This window comes from Pseudomonas sp. PB120 (assembly GCF_009761815.1).
Classification (GTDB): domain Bacteria; phylum Pseudomonadota; class Gammaproteobacteria; order Pseudomonadales; family Pseudomonadaceae; genus Aquipseudomonas.
This window is the reverse complement of sequence record NZ_RWIN01000122.1, coordinates 47,439-65,718: the sequence shown is the minus strand read 5'-3', so window position 1 is coordinate 65,718 and position 18,280 is coordinate 47,439. Positions and strand designations below refer to the sequence as shown.

Below are 18,280 nucleotides of genomic sequence, written 5' to 3'. Positions count from 1 at the left end.
CTACAGGAATCACGTTTACCAAAAACAATTGGTTGGGGCTGCATCCAGTCCCGCCCCGGCCGCGTATATCAAGCACGGACAGACATTCCTGGCCGATTCTCCCCACAAGGATCATCACCATGACACGCACTTCGATCAAAACACCGTTGATTGCCAGCCTGCTGACCCTGGCCCTTGGCGGCGGATTCGCCCTCAACACCGTGCAAGCGGCAACCATGAGCCACGACAGCGTGATGGTCGGCGGCCAGACCATGCTGCCGAGCAAGGACATCGTCGATAACGCGGTGAACTCCGCTGACCACACCACACTGGTCGCCGCCGTGAAGGCCGCCGGCCTGGTCGACACCCTCAAAGGCAAAGGCCCGTTCACCGTGTTCGCCCCGGTCAACTCGGCCTTCACCGCCCTGCCCGCCGGCACCGTCGACACCCTGCTGAAACCGGAAAACAAAGCCACCCTGAGCAAGCTCCTGACGTACCACGTGGTCGCAGGAAAACTCGACATGGCAACCCTGGCCGAGAAGATCAAGGCCGGTGGCGGCAAGACCGAGCTCACCACCGTCGCTGGCGGCAAGCTGTGGGCGATGATGAACGGCCCGCACAACATCACCATCAAGGATGAAAAAGGTGACGTCGCCGACATCACCACCTACGACGTGTACCAGTCCAACGGCGTGATTCAGGTCATCGACAAAGTGCTGATGCCCAAAAGCTGAGTGAGGTATGACGTCGATCCTGCGCATCAGGGTCGGCGTCGTTCCGAGAGGGCCCGCCCGTGAATGGAACAACTGCGTGCCGTGAACTACCCTCTTGGGCTCACGCGACTGATTGGAGAACCGCTATTCCCATCGCCGACGCCGATCAGCTCAGGCAACTGCTGGCCCAGTGTTCACTGGGTGACCGCCGCGCATTCGAGACGCTGTACCGCAGCGTCGGCCCGCGTTTGCATGGTGTTGCCTTGCGTTTCATGGGACGTCCGGACCTGGCTGAGGAAGTGTTGCAGGAGAGCTTCGTGCGCATCTGGAACAACGCCTCGCGCTACGAACCGCATCTGTCGGCACCGCTGACGTGGATGATCAACATCACTCGCCATCAGGCCATCGACCAGTTGCGCAAACACCGTGACCGGCCGTTGACCGATTTGGAAGAACAGGCGCTGGTGGATGAAAGCCCCTCGGCCCACGACCAATTGAGCAGCGCCCGCGAGGCCAACGCCTTGAATCGCTGCCTGGAAAGCCTGGACGGCATGCAGCGTCAATCGATCACCGTGGCGTATTTTCAGGGGCTGTCATGCTCCGAACTCGCCGAACACCTGGCCGCGCCCCTGGGCTCGGTGAAATCCTGGATCCGCCGTGGCATGGAACGCCTGCGCAGGTGCCTTGAATCATGAACTACCAGACCCCGACCCTGCGCCGCGCCCTCGCCGCCGACTACGCCATCGGCCTGATGCCTTCGGCCGCGCGTCGACGGTTCGAAGCGTTGCTGCTGGAGGACGCGGCATTGCGCGTGGAACTGGCGCACTGGCAGGAAAGCCTGGCCAGCTTGACCGACGCACTGCCCGAGCACCCGGTGCCGGATCGCGTCTGGAGGAGGATTACGGCGCGGATAGAACCGCAAGTGCTGCATGTGCCTGCGCGGCGTCCGTTCTGGAACTGGTTACGGGTGACGGCGGCGGTTTGTTCGCTGGTCGTCGCCGTGACGTTGGGCGTGATCTATACCCGCGACAGTGCGCGGTACAGCGCGACGTTGCTGACCGCCAATGCTCAGCCTGCGCTGAAGGTCGAAGCGCACAAGGATTATCTGAAAGTCGAACCGCTGACCCTCGCGGCCGTCGAGCCGGGACGCAGCCTGGAATTGTGGGCGATTCCAGCGGACGGCAAACCGATTTCCCTCGGTTTTATTCCGGCGGATGGCAGCGGCAGGATTGAACTGAGCGACGCGCAGAAAGTGCTGATCGGCAAGCCTGTCGCGCTGGCGGTCAGCCTTGAACCGAAAGGCGGCTCACCGACCGGGCAGCCAACGGGGCCGGTGCTGTATCAAGGTGCGTTGGCCGCGCTTTGAAAAGACGCGATACCGCGATCTTCCAGAGACACTATCAGTTCTGATAGTAGCCAGCCTTGCCCGACTCCCCCATAGTGAAATCCTGAAATTTAAGACTTATTGGGGGGGGCCGGCTCATGCAGTCCAATCACGAAAAGCTGCACTTTATTGACCCTCATGATCGGCGTGCAACGACCCTGCTCGCTACTGATCAACAACGCACGGTATTGAGCGTTCTCAACGCAACCGGCCCTCGTGCACTCTCCTACACTCCTTACGGACATCGTATTGCGCAGTGGGGGTTGCCCGGTCGGCTCGGTTTCAACGGCGAACAACCGGATCCCGTCACCGGTCATTATTTGTTGGGCAATGGTTATCGGGCGCTTAATCCGGTGTTGATGCGGTTTAACAGTCCGGACAGTTGGAGCCCGTTTGGGGAGGGCGGTTTGAATGCCTATGCGTATTGCGTGGGAGACCCAGTGAATCGGCTGGATCCGACCGGGCACGTAAACTGGCCAAGTCTGATGCAGAAACATTTCCCCAAAGCAGTAGCAGCCGCCAACAAAAGAATGCCTCGCCTTGAAAATCCCATGGGAGATTTCCAACCATTTGAAAACATGCCTGATGTCATGGGCTCGATTATCGGGAATCTTAAAGGGAAAGACATCTCCGCCCTGAGTGCAACCTCATCAAAAATGTTCAAATTCGTAAATGAAGCAAAAATTTCGGTCTCACGATTATTGAAACCGAAAACACTAGCGCAAAATAAAAACTCTATTCAGCAAGCATGGGATATCGCAACAGGTGAATTCCCCGGCACGACACCAAATCAACTAAAAACTATAGGTATAAACAATCCGTACGACATCCCTCATATTGTCGACAGCGCAGGTTTTTCCTCACTTGCAGAGTTGGAAAGACGTTTCAATCTGCATGAAAAAGCAATGAAAACCCAAAAAAACATTCGACAACAGGTAATGTAATTTCCACTGCAAATGACGAATGTATATTTCACCGTCTATACAGACTGAAGCACCTAGCTAACAAAAAGGAGCGACACCCTGTCGCTCCTTTCCACTAAAGTAACTACGCCGCACTAAACAACTTATGCGGATCAATCACAAACTTCTTAGGCACGCCCGCATCGAACTCGCCATAACCTTGCGGTGCCTGATCCAGACTGATCACCTGCACGCCCACCACTTCGGCGATGTTGATACGGTCCCACATGATCGCCTGCATCAGCTGGCGGTTGTACTTCATCACTGGCGTCTGGCCGGTGTGGAAGCTGTGGGATTTGGCCCAGCCCAGACCGAAACGAATGCTCAGGCTGCCCATTTTTGCGGCGGCGTCCACGGCACCTGGATCTTCGGTCACGTACAGGCCCGGGATACCGATTTTGCCGGCCACACGGACCACGCCCATCAGCGAGTTGAGCACGGTGGCCGGAGCTTCGTGTTTCACGCCGTCATGGCCATGACCGCGCGCTTCGAAGCCCACGGCGTCGACGGCGCAATCCACTTCGGGTTCGCCCAGTAGCGCCGCGATTTGCTCGTGCAGCGGCGTGTCGAGGGACAGGTCAGCGATTTCGAAACCCTGCGCCTTGGCGTGTGCCAAACGGACGGTGTTGACGTCGCCGATGATCACCACCGCCGCGCCCAGCAGGCGAGCGGAAGCCGCAGCAGCCAGACCGACCGGGCCGGCACCCGCGATATAAACCGTGCTACCAGGACCAACGCCGGCGGTCACTGCGCCGTGGTAACCGGTTGGCAGGATGTCGGAGAGGCAGGTCAGGTCGCGGATTTTTTCCATCGCGCGATCGCGATCAGGAAGCTTGAGCAGGTTGAAGTCGGCGTACGGCACCATCGCGTATTCAGCCTGGCCACCGGTCCAGTCGCCCATGTCGACGTAACCATAAGCACCGCCCGGGCGGGCCGGGTTAACGCTGAGGCAGACACCCGTGTGCATTTCCTTGCAGGAACGGCAGCGCCCGCACGCCACGTTGAACGGAACGGACACCAGGTCGCCGATCTGCAGGTTCTCGACGTCGCTGCCCTTCTCGATCACTTCACCGGTGATTTCGTGCCCCAGCACCAGACCGGTTTGAGCGGTGGTACGGCCGCGCACCATGTGCTGGTCGGAGCCACAGATGTTGGTGGAAACCACACGCAGGATGACGGCGTGGTTGATCTTCCTGCCACGCGGATCCTGCATTTTCGGATAGTCGATTTTCTGAACTTCGACCTTGCCAGCGCCGAGATACACCACACCACGATTGCCAGACATGCTTTCACCTCGCTGTTGTTTTTATGGAACCGCGTTGCCCAGGCAGGCAGCGCGTTAAATGCTCGGGTACAGATGCTGTTTCTTGTGTTGCCGGTAAGGGCCCCATCGCCAGCAGGCTGGCTCCCACAATGATTCGGGTGGATACATCGTGTGTGAACAACCCAAAACCCTGTGGAAGCTAGCCTGCTGGCGATAGCAATCTAAAGAACGACTGTCCTGTTAGCGTTGAGGAACACCCTTCTTTCAATGTGATAACCAACGGCCCGCGCCAATGTCAGCCCCTCGATATCCCGCCCCTTGGCGATCAAATCTTCCGGGTAATGACTGTGGTCCACCACCTCCACGCCCTGGGCAATGATCGGTCCTTCGTCCAGGTCGTTGTTGATGTAGTGCGCCGTGGCTCCCACCAGTTTCACGCCTTTGTTGTAGGCCTGGTGATACGGCTTGGCGCCTTTGAAACCGGGCAGCAGGGAGTGGTGAATGTTGATCGCCTTGCCGTCGAGTTTGCGGCACAGCTCCGGCGACAGGACCTGCATGTAGCGGGCAAGGATCACCAGTTCGGCGCCAGACTCTTCGATGACCTGCAACACCTGACGCTCTTGCGACGGCTTGTCGTTCGGGTCCAGCGGGAAGTGGTAGTACGGAATCTGGTGCCAGTCGGCCAGCGGCTTGAGGTCCGGGTGGTTGGAGACCACGGCGGCCACGTCCATCGACAACTGGCCGATGCGCTGGCGGTAGAGCAAATCGTTGAGGCAGTGATCGGCCTTGGAAACCATGATCACCACTTTCGGCCGGTAGTTCGGCGCGGTCAGCTCGAAGTTCATGCCGAAGGCTTGGCCACGCTCTTCAAGGCCGGCGCGGAAGGCTTCCTCGACGAAGCCGTCGGGCTGACGGAATTCCACGCGGATGAAGAACCGCCCGGAGAGCCGGTCATCGAAGGAGTGGTGCTCAGTGACGTAGCAGCCCTGCTCGAACAGAAAGCGCGTCACCGCGTCCACGGTGCCGAGAACGCTGGGGCAGTCGGCGGTCAGAATCCATGTGTCTGGTGCGCGGCTCATAGTGCGGTGACTCCTGCTGCTACATCGTGATCAAAGAGAACCTTGTGGCGAGGGAGCTTGCTCCCGCTGGGTTGCGAAGCAGCCCCAAAATCAACATCCGCGTTCCTGCTGGAGGAACACGGAATCAGGTTTTACGACTGCTACGCAGCCGAGCGGGAGCAAGCTCCCTCGCCACAAAAGCAGTCATGCACCGAATTACGCCTGGACGCTCAACCCGTACTCGGCCGAAGCATCCTGCAACCACAACCACCAGTAATCCGAGAAGCTGCGACGAATCAACAGTTCCCAGGTGTCTTCGGCGGTATGGCGGATCACCAGCTGCGACTTGGCGAACACTGTGCCGACGGCCTTGCCGACCGGGAAGCTGTTCGGGTGCACGTCGTAGCTGGTGGACTTCATCAGCACCTGACGCACGTTCGGACCGCTCAATTCGAGAATCTGCTGGCCGCCGCTGACGTTGGTGATTGCGATGTGCAAGTCGCCCAGCGCTTCACGGAGTTTTTGCTCGGCGGCGAATTCTTCACCGGTCGGCACGATCAGCAGCCATTCATCCGGCCCCATCCATTGCAGGCTGGTTTCGCCTTTGATCACGACGGTCAGCGCGCTCGGCAATTCGATGCCCAGCGCCTTGTGCACGCCGGCGGCGAACGCGGCATCGTGGCCATCGCCACGAATGGTCAGGTGGCCGAGGAGTTTCTTTTCACGCACGGTCACACCGGCGCTTTTACGACCCTTGCCCACCAGGCTGGCGAGGTCGGCGTGATGCAGCGACGACTCGGCCTTGGCCCCGGTGGTTGGGCGTTGTTGGTAAACATTGGCTGCGGTCATAAAGCACCTGTTCCTGAATTCTGTTGATTCCTGTGGGGCTGCACTGCCGTCATCGCCAGCAGGCTAGCTCCCACATTCGACCGCGTTTCCCTGTGGGCGCCAGCCCACAGATCCCGAGGCCATCAAATGTTCTGGCGTTCGCCTTTCGGATCGAAGAACACCGAAGAAACGATTTCCGCCTCGATCACGCTGCCGTCGGCCAGCGGTGCGAACACACGCTCACCCAGGCGGCTCAGGCCGCCCTTGACCACGCCCATGGCAAACGAATAGCCAAGGGAGTTGTGGGCATAGCTGGAGGTGACGTGACCGACCATGCTCATCGGAATCGCTTGCTTGGTGTTGAACACCAGTTGCGCGCCTTCCGGCAGCCATTTGGTCGGATCGATCGGCTTCAGGCCGACCAGCTGTTTGCGTTGATCACGCACGCAGTCCTCGCGGTTCATCCCCCGCCAGCCGATCCACGAGAACGGTTTGGTGCGACCGACACACCAGCCCATGTTCAGGTCGTCCGGGGTCATCGAGCCGTCAGTGTCCTGGCCGACGATGATGAAGCCCTTCTCGGCCCGCAGCACGTGCATGGTTTCAGTGCCATACGGCGTCAGGTTGTACTGCTTGCCGGCCTCGACGATTTTCTCGAGCACGCCCATGGCGTAGTCGGCTTGCACGTTGACTTCGTACGACAGCTCACCGGTAAACGAAATCCGGAACACCCGCGCCGGCACACCGCCGACCAGGCCTTCTTTCCAGGTCATGAACGGGAAGGCTTCGTTGCTCAGGTCGATGTCGGTGACCTGGCTGAGCAGCTTGCGGCTGTTCGGCCCGGACAGGGTCATGGTTGCCCAGTGGTCCGTCACGGAGGTGAAGTACACCTTCAGTTCTGGCCATTCGGTCTGAGAGTAGATTTCCAGCCATTGCAGCACGCGTGCAGCGCCGCCGGTGGTGGTGGTCATCACGAAATGGTTGTCGGCGAGACAGGCGGTTACGCCGTCGTCGAAGACCATGCCGTCTTCTTTGCACATCAGGCCGTAACGGGCCTTGCCCACGTCGAGCTTGGTCCAGGCGTTGGTATAGATGCGGTTGAGAAATTCACGCGCATCCGGACCCTGAATGTCGATTTTGCCCAGGGTCGACGCATCCAGCAGGCCCACGCTGTCGCGCACGGCCTTGCATTCACGTTTCACGGCCGTGTGCAGGTCTTCACCGTTTTTCGGGAAGTACCACGGACGTTTCCACTGACCGACGTCTTCGAACTCGGCGCCATTTTTCACGTGCCAGTGATGCAGCGCAGTGTGGCGAACCGGCTCGAAGATGTGCCCACAGTGACGACCGGCCACGGCGCCGAAAGTCACCGGCGTGTAGTTCGGACGGAACATGGTGGTGCCCATCTGCGGGATGGTCACGTTCAGCGAACGAGCGGCGATGGCCAGGCCGTTGACGTTGCCGAGCTTGCCCTGATCGGTGCCGAAGCCTAGTGCTGTGTAGCGCTTGACGTGTTCGACGGACTCGAAGCCCTCGCGGGTCGCCAGTTCAATGGCGGCAGCGGTGACGTCATTTTGCAGGTCAACGAATTGCTTCGGCGCCCGTGCGGTGTTCTTTTCGTGCGGCACCTGGAACAGCGCCAGCGTCGGCTCTTCCAGACGGCTCAGGGCTTTCGGCAGGGTGCCTTCGACCACACCGAAACCGGCTTCACTGGCCGCGCGAGCGCCGCCTTCAAAACCATCGGCCAACGAATCGGCGAGACCGTAGACGCCGTTGATACCACCGACGCACACGCGTTTCTGTGGTGCTTCGCCCGGTACGAAACCGAGGATGTCTTCACGCCAGATCGGCTTGCCGCCCAGGTGCGAAGCCAGGTGAACCACCGGGCTGTAACCGCCGGAGCTGGCCACCAGGTCGCATTCAAGCCACTCGCCAGGGCTGGTGACTTTGTGTCCTTTGACATCGATCGCGGCGACGCGGGCAGCGGTTACATGCTTGCTGCCACGGGCCTCGATCACGGCGCTACCGGTCAGGATGCGGATGCCTTTGGCGCGCGCTTCTTCTACCAGTGCGCCACGCGGATTGCTGCGGGCGTCGGCGATGGCCACCACTTGCAGGCTGGCGTCGAGCCAATCCAGGGCAACGCGATAGGCGTGATCGTTGTTGGTCGACAGCACCAGCTTCTTGCCCGGTGCCACGCCGTAACGGCGCACGTAAGTCGACACGGCGCCGGCGAGCATGTTGCCCGGTACGTCGTTGTTGCCGTAGACCAGTGGACGCTCGTGAGCGCCGGTCGCCAGGACCACACGCTTGGCGCGAACCCGGTGGATGCGCTGACGCACCTGGCCAATCGGTGCGCGGTCGCCGAGGTGATCGGTCAGGCGCTCGTGAATGGTCAGGAAGTTATGGTCGTGGTACCCGTTGACCGTGGCGCGCGGCAACAGCAGCACGTCCGGAGTATTTTTCAGCTCGGAGATGACGCTGGCGACCCACTCCACGGCAGGCTTGCCGTCGAGGCTTTCGCGGGAATCGAGCAGGCTGCCGCCGAACTCTTCCTGCTCATCGGCCAGGATCACGCGGGCACCGCTGCGGGCCGCCGCCAGTGCAGCGGCCAGACCAGCGGGGCCACCGCCGACGATCAGCACGTCGCAGTGCTGGTTCATGTAGTCGTAGGTGTCCGGATCGTTCTCGGTCGGCGAGCGGCCAAGACCGGCTGCCTTGCGGATGTACTTCTCGTAAGTCATCCAGAACGATTGCGGGTACATGAAGGTTTTGTAGTAGAAGCCCGGCGGCATCAGCTTGCCGCCGACCTTACCGAGAATGCCCATCATGTCGTTGTTCACGCTTGGCCAGCCGTTGGTGCTGGTGGCGACCAGGCCCTGGTACAGCGCTTGTTGCGTGGCGCGTACGTTCGGAATTTGCGTGGCTTCGGTCGCGCCGATCTGCAGCACGGCGTTCGGCTCTTCGGCGCCGGCAGCAAAGATGCCGCGCGGACGGGAATACTTGAAGCTGCGGCCGATGATATCGACACCGTTGGCCAGCAGTGCAGCGGCCAGCGAGTCGCCTTCGAAGCCTTTGTAGCTCTGGCCGTTGAAGGTGAAGCTCAGGACTTTGTTACGGTCGATCCGTCCGCCGTTGGACAGGCGATTGATCTGGCTCATACCTTCTCTCCCAGAGCCGTGCTGGCCGCTTTCGGGCTATCGGTCTTGTCGGTGAACTGCGGCTTGGTGCCGATCTTGTAGGTTTCGAGAATCTCGTAGGTCACGGTGTCGCGAGTCACGTTGAAATACTGACGGCAACCGGCAACGTGATCCCACAGCTCGTGGTGCAGGCCGCGAGGGTTATCGCGGAAGAACATGTAGTCGCCCCACTCCTCGTCGGTGCAGGTGCTCGGATCCAGTGGACGCGGAATATGCGCCTGGCCGGATGCGTGGAATTCCTCTTCGGAGCGCAGTTCGCCGCAGTGAGGACAGAAGATATGCAACATGGGGATTTCTCCTGTTAGTGGGCAACCGCAGCAGCGCCGTGTTCATCGATCAACGCACCGTTGTGGAAACGGTCGATGGAGAAAGGTGCGGCCAATGGGTGCATTTCACCCTTGGCCAGGCTTGCGGCAAACACGTTGCCCGAGCCAGGTGTGGCCTTGAAGCCACCGGTGCCCCAACCGCAGTTGAAGAACATGTTCGGGACCGGGGTTTTCGAAATGATCGGGCACGCATCCGGCGTGGTGTCGACGATGCCGCCCCACTGACGGTTCATGCGTACGCGGGACAGCACCGGGAACATCTCGACGATGGCCTGGATGGTGTGCTCGATCACCGGGTACGAACCACGCTGGCCGTAGCCGTTGTAGCCGTCGATACCGGCGCCGATCACCAGGTCGCCCTTGTCGGACTGGCTGATGTAACCGTGTACGGCGTTGGACATGATCACGCTGTCGATGATCGGCTTGATCGGCTCGGACACCAGCGCTTGCAGCGGGTGGGATTCGATCGGCAGACGGAAGCCGGCGAGCTTGGCCATGTGCCCGGAGTTACCGGCCGTGACCACGCCGACACGCTTGGCGCCGATGAAACCCTTGTTGGTTTCAACGCCGATGCACACGCCGTTTTCCTTGCGGAAACCGATCACTTCGGTCTGCTGGATCAGGTCCACGCCCAGTGCGTCAGCGGCACGGGCAAAGCCCCAGGCCACGGCATCGTGACGCGCCACGCCGCCGCGGCGCTGGACGGTGGCGCCCATCACCGGGTAGCGGGTGTTCTTGGAGCAGTCGAGGTACGGGATCTCGTCCGCCACTTGCTTGGCATCGAGCAGTTCGCCGTCCACGCCGTTGAGGCGGTTGGCGCTGACACGACGCTCGGAATCACGAATGTCCTGCAGGGTGTGGCACAGGTTGTAGACGCCGCGCTGGGAGAACATCACGTTGTAGTTCAGGTCCTGGGACAGGCCTTCCCACAGTTTCATCGCGTGTTCGTACAGGTGCGCCGACTCGTCCCACAGGTAGTTGGAGCGAACGATGGTGGTGTTGCGCGCGGTGTTACCGCCGCCCAGCCAGCCCTTTTCGACCACGGCCACGTTGGTGATGCCGTGCTCTTTCGCCAGGTAGTAGGCCGTGGCGAGACCGTGCCCGCCGCCGCCGACGATGACCACGTCGTAGACCTTTTTAGGGGTCGGCGTGCGCCACATTTTCTGCCAGTTTTCGTGATGGCTGAGGGAGTGTTTGAAGAGGCCGAAGCCTGAGTAGCGTTGCATAGTCATTTACTCCAAAACCGCGCTCAGCGATAAACCGGGAAGTCCGCGCACAGGGCTGACACTTGCTGCGCGACATTGGCTTCGACATCGGCGTCGCCGAGGTTGTCGAGGATGTCGCAGATCCAGCCGGCCAGCGTGACGCACTGGGTCACCTTGAAGCCGCGAGTGGTAACCGCCGGGGTGCCGATACGCAGGCCGGAGGTCACGAACGGCGACTGTGGATCGTTCGGGACAGCGTTCTTGTTCACGGTGATGTGGGCGCGACCGAGTGCTGCATCCGCCTCTTTGCCGGTGAGTCCCTGACGAATCAGGCTGACCAGGAACAGGTGGTTATCGGTGCCGCCGGACACTACATCGTAGCCGCGTTTGATAAATACGCCGGCCATGGCCTGGGCGTTGTCGATTACTTGTTGCTGGTAGGCCTTGAAGCCGGGCTCCAGCGCTTCCTTGAAGCACACCGCTTTACCGGCGATCACGTGCATCAGCGGGCCACCCTGGGCACCCGGGAACACGGCGGCGTTGAGCTTCTTCTCGATTTCTTCGTTGGCCTTGCACAGGATCAGGCCGCCACGTGGACCGCGCAGGGTCTTGTGGGTGGTGGTGGTGACCACGTCGGCGTACGGCAGCGGGTTCGGGTACAGGCCGGCAGCGACCAGACCGGCGACGTGCGCCATGTCGACGAACAGCAGCGCACCGACTTTGTCAGCGATCTGACGGAAGCGCGGGAAGTCGAGGGTCTTGGAGTAAGCCGAGAAACCGGCAACGATCATTTTCGGTTTGCATTCGACGGCCAGGCGCTCGACTTCGTCGTAGTCGATCAGCCCGGTTTTGGTGTCGATGCCGTACTGAACGGCGTTGTACAGCTTGCCCGAGGAGGACACTTTGGCGCCGTGGGTCAGGTGACCGCCGTGGGCCAGGCTCATGCCCAGGATGGTGTCGCCGGCTTGCAGCAGCGCCAGGTACACGGCGCTGTTGGCCGAAGAACCGGAGTGCGGCTGCACGTTGGCGTAATCGGCACCGAACAGTTGCTTGGCGCGCTCGATGGCCAAGGCTTCAACCTTGTCCACGTGCTCGCAGCCACCGTAGTAGCGCTTGCCCGGATAGCCTTCGGCGTATTTGTTGGTCAGGCCACTGCCTTGCGCTTCCATGACGCGTTTGCTGGTGTAGTTCTCTGACGCGATCAGCTCGATGTGATCTTCCTGGCGTTGCTCCTCGGCATTCATCGCCGCCAGCAGTGCATCGTCGTAACCCTTGATCTGGTCTTGCTTGCTGAACATCGCGTCTCTCCCAGCGGCATCTGTGCGCCATTCGTCTCGGTAAGGCACGGCGTTTCGGCAGTGCCCTTTGATAGCGATGGTATGACCGGCGCAGACAGGTCAAATGCCTACGGACGCCACGCAAAGGTGCGTTTACGACATGGCGGGAAATGGCATGCCGAACACACTCCCCAAACCGGCAAAGAACCCTGTGGGAGCGAGCCTGCTCGCGATAGCGGTGGGTCAGGCAACATCATTGCCGACTGTTATGGCCTCATCGCGAGCAGGCTCACTCCTACAGGGTTATGCGGCGATCTGGCGGACGAGCAGTAGAAGCAGGAAGTGAGCGGGATAGAGCGCATACGCCCAACGCCGCATCGGTGGCGGGTGGAAGCGTCGTGCATGTCGCAACAGGAACAGTCCCAGCAATGGCGCAATCAGGCACGCGACGATGCCGGGGACGGCGGCGCTGTTGCCCAGTTTGGCGGCGTAATACAGCACGTGCCATTGATTGGCCGCCAGGCAGACCACGCCCGGCAGGAGGCTGGCGTACCAGGGCCGCCGGATCACCAACAATGTCGCCAGCGGCAACAGCACGCCAAAGAAGCCGAACATCAAGTGCCCGGAGAACACTCCCGCCAGGATCAAAGCACCCATCGCGAGCAGTCGCGATTGCAGCGTCCTGTCCTGCCATCCACGGGCAACCAGCAGGCCCAGAGCCAGTGTAGGCAACACATTCAAGGTGTCGTGATCAGGAATGAACAACCGGTAAGGAACTTCGCTGACAGCACTGAACAACAGCAGCCAACCCAGATAGTGCCATTCATGGGTCGCTGCTTGCGAACGCGACAAATTTGCCGCCATCGCCAGGCAAAACCACGGGAACGCCAGACGCCCGGGCACATACAGCAGATCAACGGAATAGCCGACATATCGCAGGTGATCGAGCACCATGCACAGCACCGCCAGCCACTTCAGCAGATCCAGTGCACCCTCGCGTTGAGTCATGTGCATAATTGCCCGTCGTCTTTGTATTTTTCTGTCAGACACATCGCGTGTGCTCGCCGGATGATCTTCGGTAAAGTGCGCACCATCATTGACCACGAGACGCTTCACCATAAGCGTCCCGATCACGGAAAGCAGGGCCATGACCGATAAGAGCCAACAATTCGCCAGCGACAACTATTCCGGTATCTGCCCCGAAGCCTGGGCGGCGATGGAACAGGCCAACCACGGCCACCAGCGCGCTTACGGCGACGATGAATGGACCGCTCGCGCGTCCGATGATTTCCGCAAACTGTTCGAAACCGACTGCGAAGTGTTCTTCGCCTTCAACGGCACCGCCGCCAACTCGCTGGCCCTGTCGTCGTTGTGCCAGAGTTACCACAGCGTGATCTGCTCGGAAACCGCCCACGTCGAAACCGACGAATGTGGCGCGCCGGAATTCTTCTCCAACGGCTCCAAGCTGCTGCTCGCGCGCACCGAGAACGGCAAGCTGACCCCGGAATCGATCCGCGAAGTCGCGCTCAAGCGCCAGGACATCCACTACCCGAAACCGCGCGTCGTGACCCTGACCCAGGCCACTGAAGTGGGCAGCGTCTACACCCCGGAAGAAATCCGCGCCATCAGCGCCACCTGCAAAGAACTCGGCTTGAACCTGCACATGGACGGCGCGCGCTTCTCCAACGCCTGCGCATTCCTGGGCTGTACGCCCGCGGACCTGACCTGGAAGGCCGGCGTCGATGTGTTGTGCTTTGGCGGCACCAAAAACGGCATGGCGGTGGGTGAGGCGATCCTGTTCTTCAACCACAAACTGGCCGAAGACTTCGACTACCGCTGCAAGCAGGCCGGGCAGTTGGCCTCGAAGATGCGTTTCCTGTCAGCACCGTGGGTCGGGATTCTGGAAAACGACGCGTGGCTGAAATACGCCCAACACGCCAACCGTTGCGCGCAATTGCTGGCGGAGCTGGTAAGCGACATTCCTGGCGTGGAACTGATGTTCCCGGTGCAGGCCAACGGCGTGTTCCTGCAGCTGTCGGAACCGGCCATCGCGGCCCTGACCGCCAAGGGCTGGCGCTTCTACACCTTCATCGGCAACGGCGGCGCACGCTTCATGTGCTCGTGGGACACCGAGGAAGAACGCGTACGTGAACTGGCGGCGGATATCCGCGAGGTCATGTCCCGCTAATTTCCTACGCACGGACCCGCTCCCTGTGGCGAGGGAGCTTGCTCCCGCTGGGCTGCGAAGCGGCCCCAAATACTGAAAATGCGGTCCGTCAGGCAGACCGCATTGGCAGGTTTTACGACGGCTTCACCGCCGAGCGGGAGCAAGCTCCCTCGCCACAAAATCCCTTACACAAAATACCTTCCGCGCCGAGCCCTCACGCTGTCCTGGTCTACATTGACTGGCGAGCCGCTTCTATCCGCTCACATAACAATAATCAGGAGCGTACGCATGTCATTGAAAGGCAAAACCCTGTTCATTACCGGCGCCAGCCGGGGGATTGGTCGGGAGATCGCGCTGCGGGCCGCACACGACGGGGCCAACATTGTGATTGCGGCGAAAAGTGCCGAGCCGCACCCCAAGTTGCCGGGCACGATTTTCAGCGTGGCCAGGGAAGTCGAGGCCGCCGGCGGCCAGGCGTTGCCGTTGCAGGTGGACGTGCGTGATGACGTCGCGGTGCGTGAGGCATTGGCCCAGGCCCATGAGCAATTCGGCGGCATTGATGCGCTGGTCAACAACGCCGGGGCGATCAAGCTGACGGGCGTTCAACACCTCGAACTCAAGCGTTTCGACCTGATGCACCAGATCAACACCCGCGCCGTGTTGCTGTGCAGTCAGGCCGTCCTGCCCTACCTGAAACAATCCAGTGGCCACATTCTCAACCTGTCGCCACCGCTGAACCTGGCGACGAAATGGTTCGCGCAATACAGCCCCTACACCGTGACCAAGTACGGCATGAGCATGCTGACGCTGGGGATGAGCGAGGAATTCAAGCATTACGGTATCAGCGTCAATTCGCTGTGGCCGCAGACGATGATCGCGACGGCTGCCATCGAGTTTCAGTTGGGCTCAAGGGAGTCGTTCAAGCATGCGCGAACGCCCGCGATCATGGCGGATGCCGCCCATGTGATTCTGGACAGCAGCGGGCGCAGCATTACCGGGCGGTTGCTAGTGGATGAAGAGATTCTGCGAGAAAACGGCACCACCGAATTCGAACACTATCGGTTCGCCCCCGACAGCAACGACACGCTGATGCCTGACCTGTTCATCGATTGACACGCATCCCCTGTAGGAGCGAGCTTGCTCGCGATGGACTTGATGACGCCGCGTTTATTCAGGCAGTGAGCGTTATCGTTAGCATCCATCGCGAGCAAGCTCGCTCCTACAGGGTCGATTAAAACTCGATACGCACGTCGCCCTTCGGCACGCTGCAGCACGACAGGATGTAACCCTCGGCTTCGTCTTCCTCGGTAATCCCGCCGTTGTGGTCCATTTCGACCTCGCCCCCCAGCTTCAATACCTTGCACGTGCCGCAGATGCCCATGCCGCACGCCTTCGGAATCAGCAGGCCAAGCTTGGCCGCCGCCGCATGCACGGTTTCACCCGGGGCCACCCGAATACTCTTGCCGGACGAAATAAATTCGACTTGATGGAGGTCCGCCAAATCGACTTCCGGCGCGTCTGCTGCGATTTCGGCCTGTTCCACCGCATCGGCACGCGCTTCCGGCGGCGTCGCGCCGAAGGACTCCTCGTGATAGCGCTTCATATCGAAGCCTGCGGCCTCGAGCATGCGCTTGACCGCGTTCATGTACGGCGTCGGGCCGCAGCAGAACACTTCGCGCTCCATGAAGTCCGGCGTCATCAGCTCAAGCATCTTGTGGTTCAGGTAGCCGCGATAACCGGCCCAGGGCTCGCCCAGACCGTGTTTCTCACAAATCAGGTGCAGGCTGAAGTTATCGATCCGCGACGCCATGTGTTCCAGTTCGCGGTGATAAATGATGTCTTTCGGCGAACGGGCGCTGTGGATAAACACCATGTCGACATTGCCGTTGGTGTCGTAGAACCAGCGCGCCATCGACATGCACGGCGTTATACCGACACCGCCACTGAGGTACAGGACCTTGGGCGCAGGAAAGTCCATGGCGTTGAACAGGCCGACCGGACCGTGCACGGCCAATTCCTGGCCCTCATGCAGCGTGTCGTGCAGCCAGTTGGACACCTTGCCGCCCGGTACACGCTTGATGGTCACCGAAAAGCTGTAGGGTACCGATGGCGAACTGGAAATCGTGTAGGAGCGCATGATCGGCACGCCTTCGATTTCCAGTTCCAGGGTGACGAATTGCCCCGGTTTGAAGAAGAACAGGATCGGCTGGTCGGCCATGAAACAGAAGGTGCGTACGTCCCAGGTTTCCTGGATGACTTTGACGCAACGGACGATGTGCCGGCCATTGGCCCAGGTCTGGGTGGTTACCGGATTCAGGAAGCTGTTGGACATGCTGTTCTCCACCGCCGATGGTCGGCCTTATGTTGGCGATTCTGCGTATAGCGCGAACCCGCCATTTACCTATCTGCGACATTCACATACTTATCGCGACCAGCCCACAACTACCGGGGGTTGCGCGTCGGGAACAGATTGGGCCATGTCGCCCATGGATAAGGTTCCGGGCAACGCCGGCCCCACACTCGCCCCATACCAAGACACAACCTTTACACCTTGCGTACAAACCTGATTAGTCACTTTCGCCGGCCACACAGAATGGCCTTGAGGATTAAATGATGGACGTCACCACTACCCTGAGCCTGGGCGATCCACTGGAACCCGCACGCAAGGCCACCGCGCAGATGCTGCAAGAACGCGAGCGTACTTTCTCGCTGCCGCAGCCGTTCTACTCTGACGAGCGGCTGTTTGATATCGACATGCAGGAAATTTTCCAGAAAGAGTGGTTGATCGCCGGCATGACCTGCGAGATCCCGAGCAAGGGCAACTACCTGACCCTGCAAATCGGCAAGAACCCGATCATCGTGATTCGCGGCGCCGAGGGTGTGGTTCACGCCTTCCACAACGTCTGCCGTCACCGGGGTTCGCGACTGTGCACCAGTGAAAAAGGCAAGGTCGCCAAACTGGTTTGCCATTACCACCAGTGGACGTACGAACTGGACGGTCGCCTGTTGTTCGCCGGCACCGAAATGGGCGCCGACTTCGACATGAAGCAGTACGGCCTCAAACCGGTGAACGTGAAGACCGCCGGTGGTTACATCTTCATCAGCCTGTCGGAAAACCCGCCGGCCATTGATGACTTCCTGTCGACGCTGAACCATTACATGGAACCGTACGACATGGAAAACACCAAGGTGGCGATCCAGACCAACCTGTACGAAAAAGCCAACTGGAAACTGGTGCTGGAAAACAACCGCGAGTGCTATCACTGCAACGCGTCGCACCCGGAACTGTTGAAAACCCTGCTGGAATGGGACGACGTCACCGACCCGCGCGCCGACCAGGCCTTCAAGGACCACGTGGCTGCGTCCGCCGCTGCCTGGGAAGCCGAAAAGATTCCTTACGCCCACGCCAGCTTCGGCCTGCGTAACCGCATCGTGCGCATGCCGCTGCTCAAGGGCACCGTGTCGATGACCCTGGACGGCAAACAGGGTTGCGCCAAGCTCATGGGCCGCATCAAGAACCCGGACCTGGGCTCGATGCGCATCCTGCACCTGCCGCACTCGTGGAACCACTGCATGGGCGATCACATCATCGTCTTCACTGTGTGGCCGATCAGTGCTCAGGAAACCATGGTCACCACCAAGTGGATCGTGCACAAGGATGCGGTTGAAGGCGTGGATTACGACGTGGAACGCATGCGCAAAGTCTGGGATGAAACCAACAACCAGGACCGTCGCCTGGCCGAAGAAAACCAGCGCGGAATCAACTCCACGGCTTACGAGCCAGGGCCATACTCCAAGACCTACGAGTTTGGTGTGGTGAACTTTGTCGACTGGTACAGCGAGCGCCTGCTGAACAACCTCGGTGCCGAGCCTGCGCCTTACCTCAAAGGTGTTCCCGTACAGGGCTAACAATCCAC

Annotated in this window: 15 protein-coding genes and 1 pseudogene; 7 read left to right on the top strand and 9 right to left on the bottom strand. The window is 60.3% G+C overall.

Going from position 1 to position 18,280, the window contains the following annotated elements:
* Positions 1 to 119 precede the first annotated feature (119 nt).
* From EJA72_RS22120 to EJA72_RS29825, 4 genes and pseudogenes are all read left to right on the top strand, one after another.
* Positions 120 to 713 (top strand): fasciclin domain-containing protein, encoded by a 594-nt coding sequence (locus tag EJA72_RS22120; RefSeq protein WP_157713661.1) that lies wholly within the window; start codon positions 120 to 122, stop codon positions 711 to 713.
* 59 nt (positions 714 to 772) lie between these two features.
* On the top strand, positions 773 to 1,387 hold the full coding sequence (locus EJA72_RS22115; protein WP_372240731.1) for an RNA polymerase sigma factor: 615 nt from the start codon (positions 773 to 775) through the stop codon (positions 1,385 to 1,387).
* Positions 1,384 to 2,058 carry an anti-sigma factor domain-containing protein gene (locus tag EJA72_RS22110; protein WP_157713659.1) on the top strand — a complete coding sequence of 225 codons (675 nt, stop codon included), beginning with the start codon at positions 1,384 to 1,386 and terminating at the stop codon, positions 2,056 to 2,058. Before EJA72_RS22115 ends, EJA72_RS22110 begins: the two co-directional genes overlap by 4 nt.
* Before the next feature lie 170 nt (positions 2,059 to 2,228).
* Positions 2,229 to 2,543: pseudogene (locus EJA72_RS29825) on the top strand (RHS repeat-associated core domain-containing protein); the annotation flags it as partial.
* A gap of 580 nt (positions 2,544 to 3,123) precedes the next feature.
* Here EJA72_RS29825 and fdhA read toward each other — a convergent pair.
* The 8 genes from fdhA to EJA72_RS22065 form a co-directional block, all read right to left on the bottom strand.
* On the bottom strand, positions 3,124 to 4,323 hold the full coding sequence (gene fdhA, locus EJA72_RS22100; protein WP_017341178.1) for a formaldehyde dehydrogenase, glutathione-independent: 1,200 nt from the start codon (positions 4,321 to 4,323) through the stop codon (positions 3,124 to 3,126).
* 200 nt (positions 4,324 to 4,523) lie between these two features.
* On the bottom strand, positions 4,524 to 5,381 hold the full coding sequence (gene purU, locus EJA72_RS22095; protein ID WP_157713655.1) for a formyltetrahydrofolate deformylase: 858 nt from the start codon (positions 5,379 to 5,381) through the stop codon (positions 4,524 to 4,526).
* A 195-nt stretch (positions 5,382 to 5,576) separates the two neighbouring features.
* Positions 5,577 to 6,209: a sarcosine oxidase subunit gamma gene (locus EJA72_RS22090; protein ID WP_157713653.1), complete on the bottom strand. Its 633-nt coding sequence runs from the start codon at positions 6,207 to 6,209 to the stop codon at positions 5,577 to 5,579.
* A gap of 122 nt (positions 6,210 to 6,331) precedes the next feature.
* Positions 6,332 to 9,349, bottom strand: a complete 3,018-nt coding sequence (locus EJA72_RS22085) for a sarcosine oxidase subunit alpha (protein ID WP_157713651.1) — start codon at positions 9,347 to 9,349, stop codon at positions 6,332 to 6,334.
* Positions 9,346 to 9,675 carry a sarcosine oxidase subunit delta gene (locus tag EJA72_RS22080; protein WP_157713649.1) on the bottom strand — a complete coding sequence of 110 codons (330 nt, stop codon included), beginning with the start codon at positions 9,673 to 9,675 and terminating at the stop codon, positions 9,346 to 9,348. The genes EJA72_RS22085 and EJA72_RS22080 overlap by 4 nt, the downstream gene beginning before the upstream one ends.
* 14 nt (positions 9,676 to 9,689) lie before the next feature.
* A complete protein-coding gene (locus EJA72_RS22075) occupies positions 9,690 to 10,940 on the bottom strand; it encodes a sarcosine oxidase subunit beta (RefSeq protein WP_007947735.1) in 1,251 nt (416 codons plus the stop codon).
* Between the two features lie 23 nt (positions 10,941 to 10,963).
* Complete coding sequence (gene glyA, locus EJA72_RS22070; RefSeq protein ID WP_084318448.1) at positions 10,964 to 12,217, bottom strand: serine hydroxymethyltransferase; 1,254 nt, start codon at positions 12,215 to 12,217, stop codon at positions 10,964 to 10,966.
* Positions 12,218 to 12,499: 282 nt separating this feature from the next.
* Positions 12,500 to 13,210: a TraX family protein gene (locus EJA72_RS22065; protein ID WP_157713648.1), complete on the bottom strand. Its 711-nt coding sequence runs from the start codon at positions 13,208 to 13,210 to the stop codon at positions 12,500 to 12,502.
* Positions 13,211 to 13,343: 133 nt separating this feature from the next.
* On the opposite strand from EJA72_RS22065, the gene EJA72_RS22060 reads away from it, so the two are divergent.
* Complete coding sequence (locus tag EJA72_RS22060) at positions 13,344 to 14,384, top strand: low specificity L-threonine aldolase (protein ID WP_157713646.1); 1,041 nt, start codon at positions 13,344 to 13,346, stop codon at positions 14,382 to 14,384.
* A 267-nt stretch (positions 14,385 to 14,651) separates the two neighbouring features.
* On the top strand, positions 14,652 to 15,476 hold the full coding sequence (locus EJA72_RS22055; RefSeq protein WP_157713644.1) for an NAD(P)-dependent oxidoreductase: 825 nt from the start codon (positions 14,652 to 14,654) through the stop codon (positions 15,474 to 15,476).
* A gap of 118 nt (positions 15,477 to 15,594) precedes the next feature.
* Here the strand turns inward: EJA72_RS22055 and gbcB are convergent, their stop codons facing one another.
* Positions 15,595 to 16,695 carry a glycine-betaine demethylase subunit GbcB gene (gene gbcB, locus EJA72_RS22050; protein ID WP_157713642.1) on the bottom strand — a complete coding sequence of 367 codons (1,101 nt, stop codon included), beginning with the start codon at positions 16,693 to 16,695 and terminating at the stop codon, positions 15,595 to 15,597.
* Positions 16,696 to 16,976: 281 nt separating this feature from the next.
* Between gbcB and gbcA the strand changes: the two genes are divergently transcribed.
* Complete coding sequence (gene gbcA / locus EJA72_RS22045; RefSeq protein WP_157713640.1) at positions 16,977 to 18,272, top strand: glycine-betaine demethylase subunit GbcA; 1,296 nt, start codon at positions 16,977 to 16,979, stop codon at positions 18,270 to 18,272.
* Positions 18,273 to 18,280: the final 8 nt, after the last annotated feature.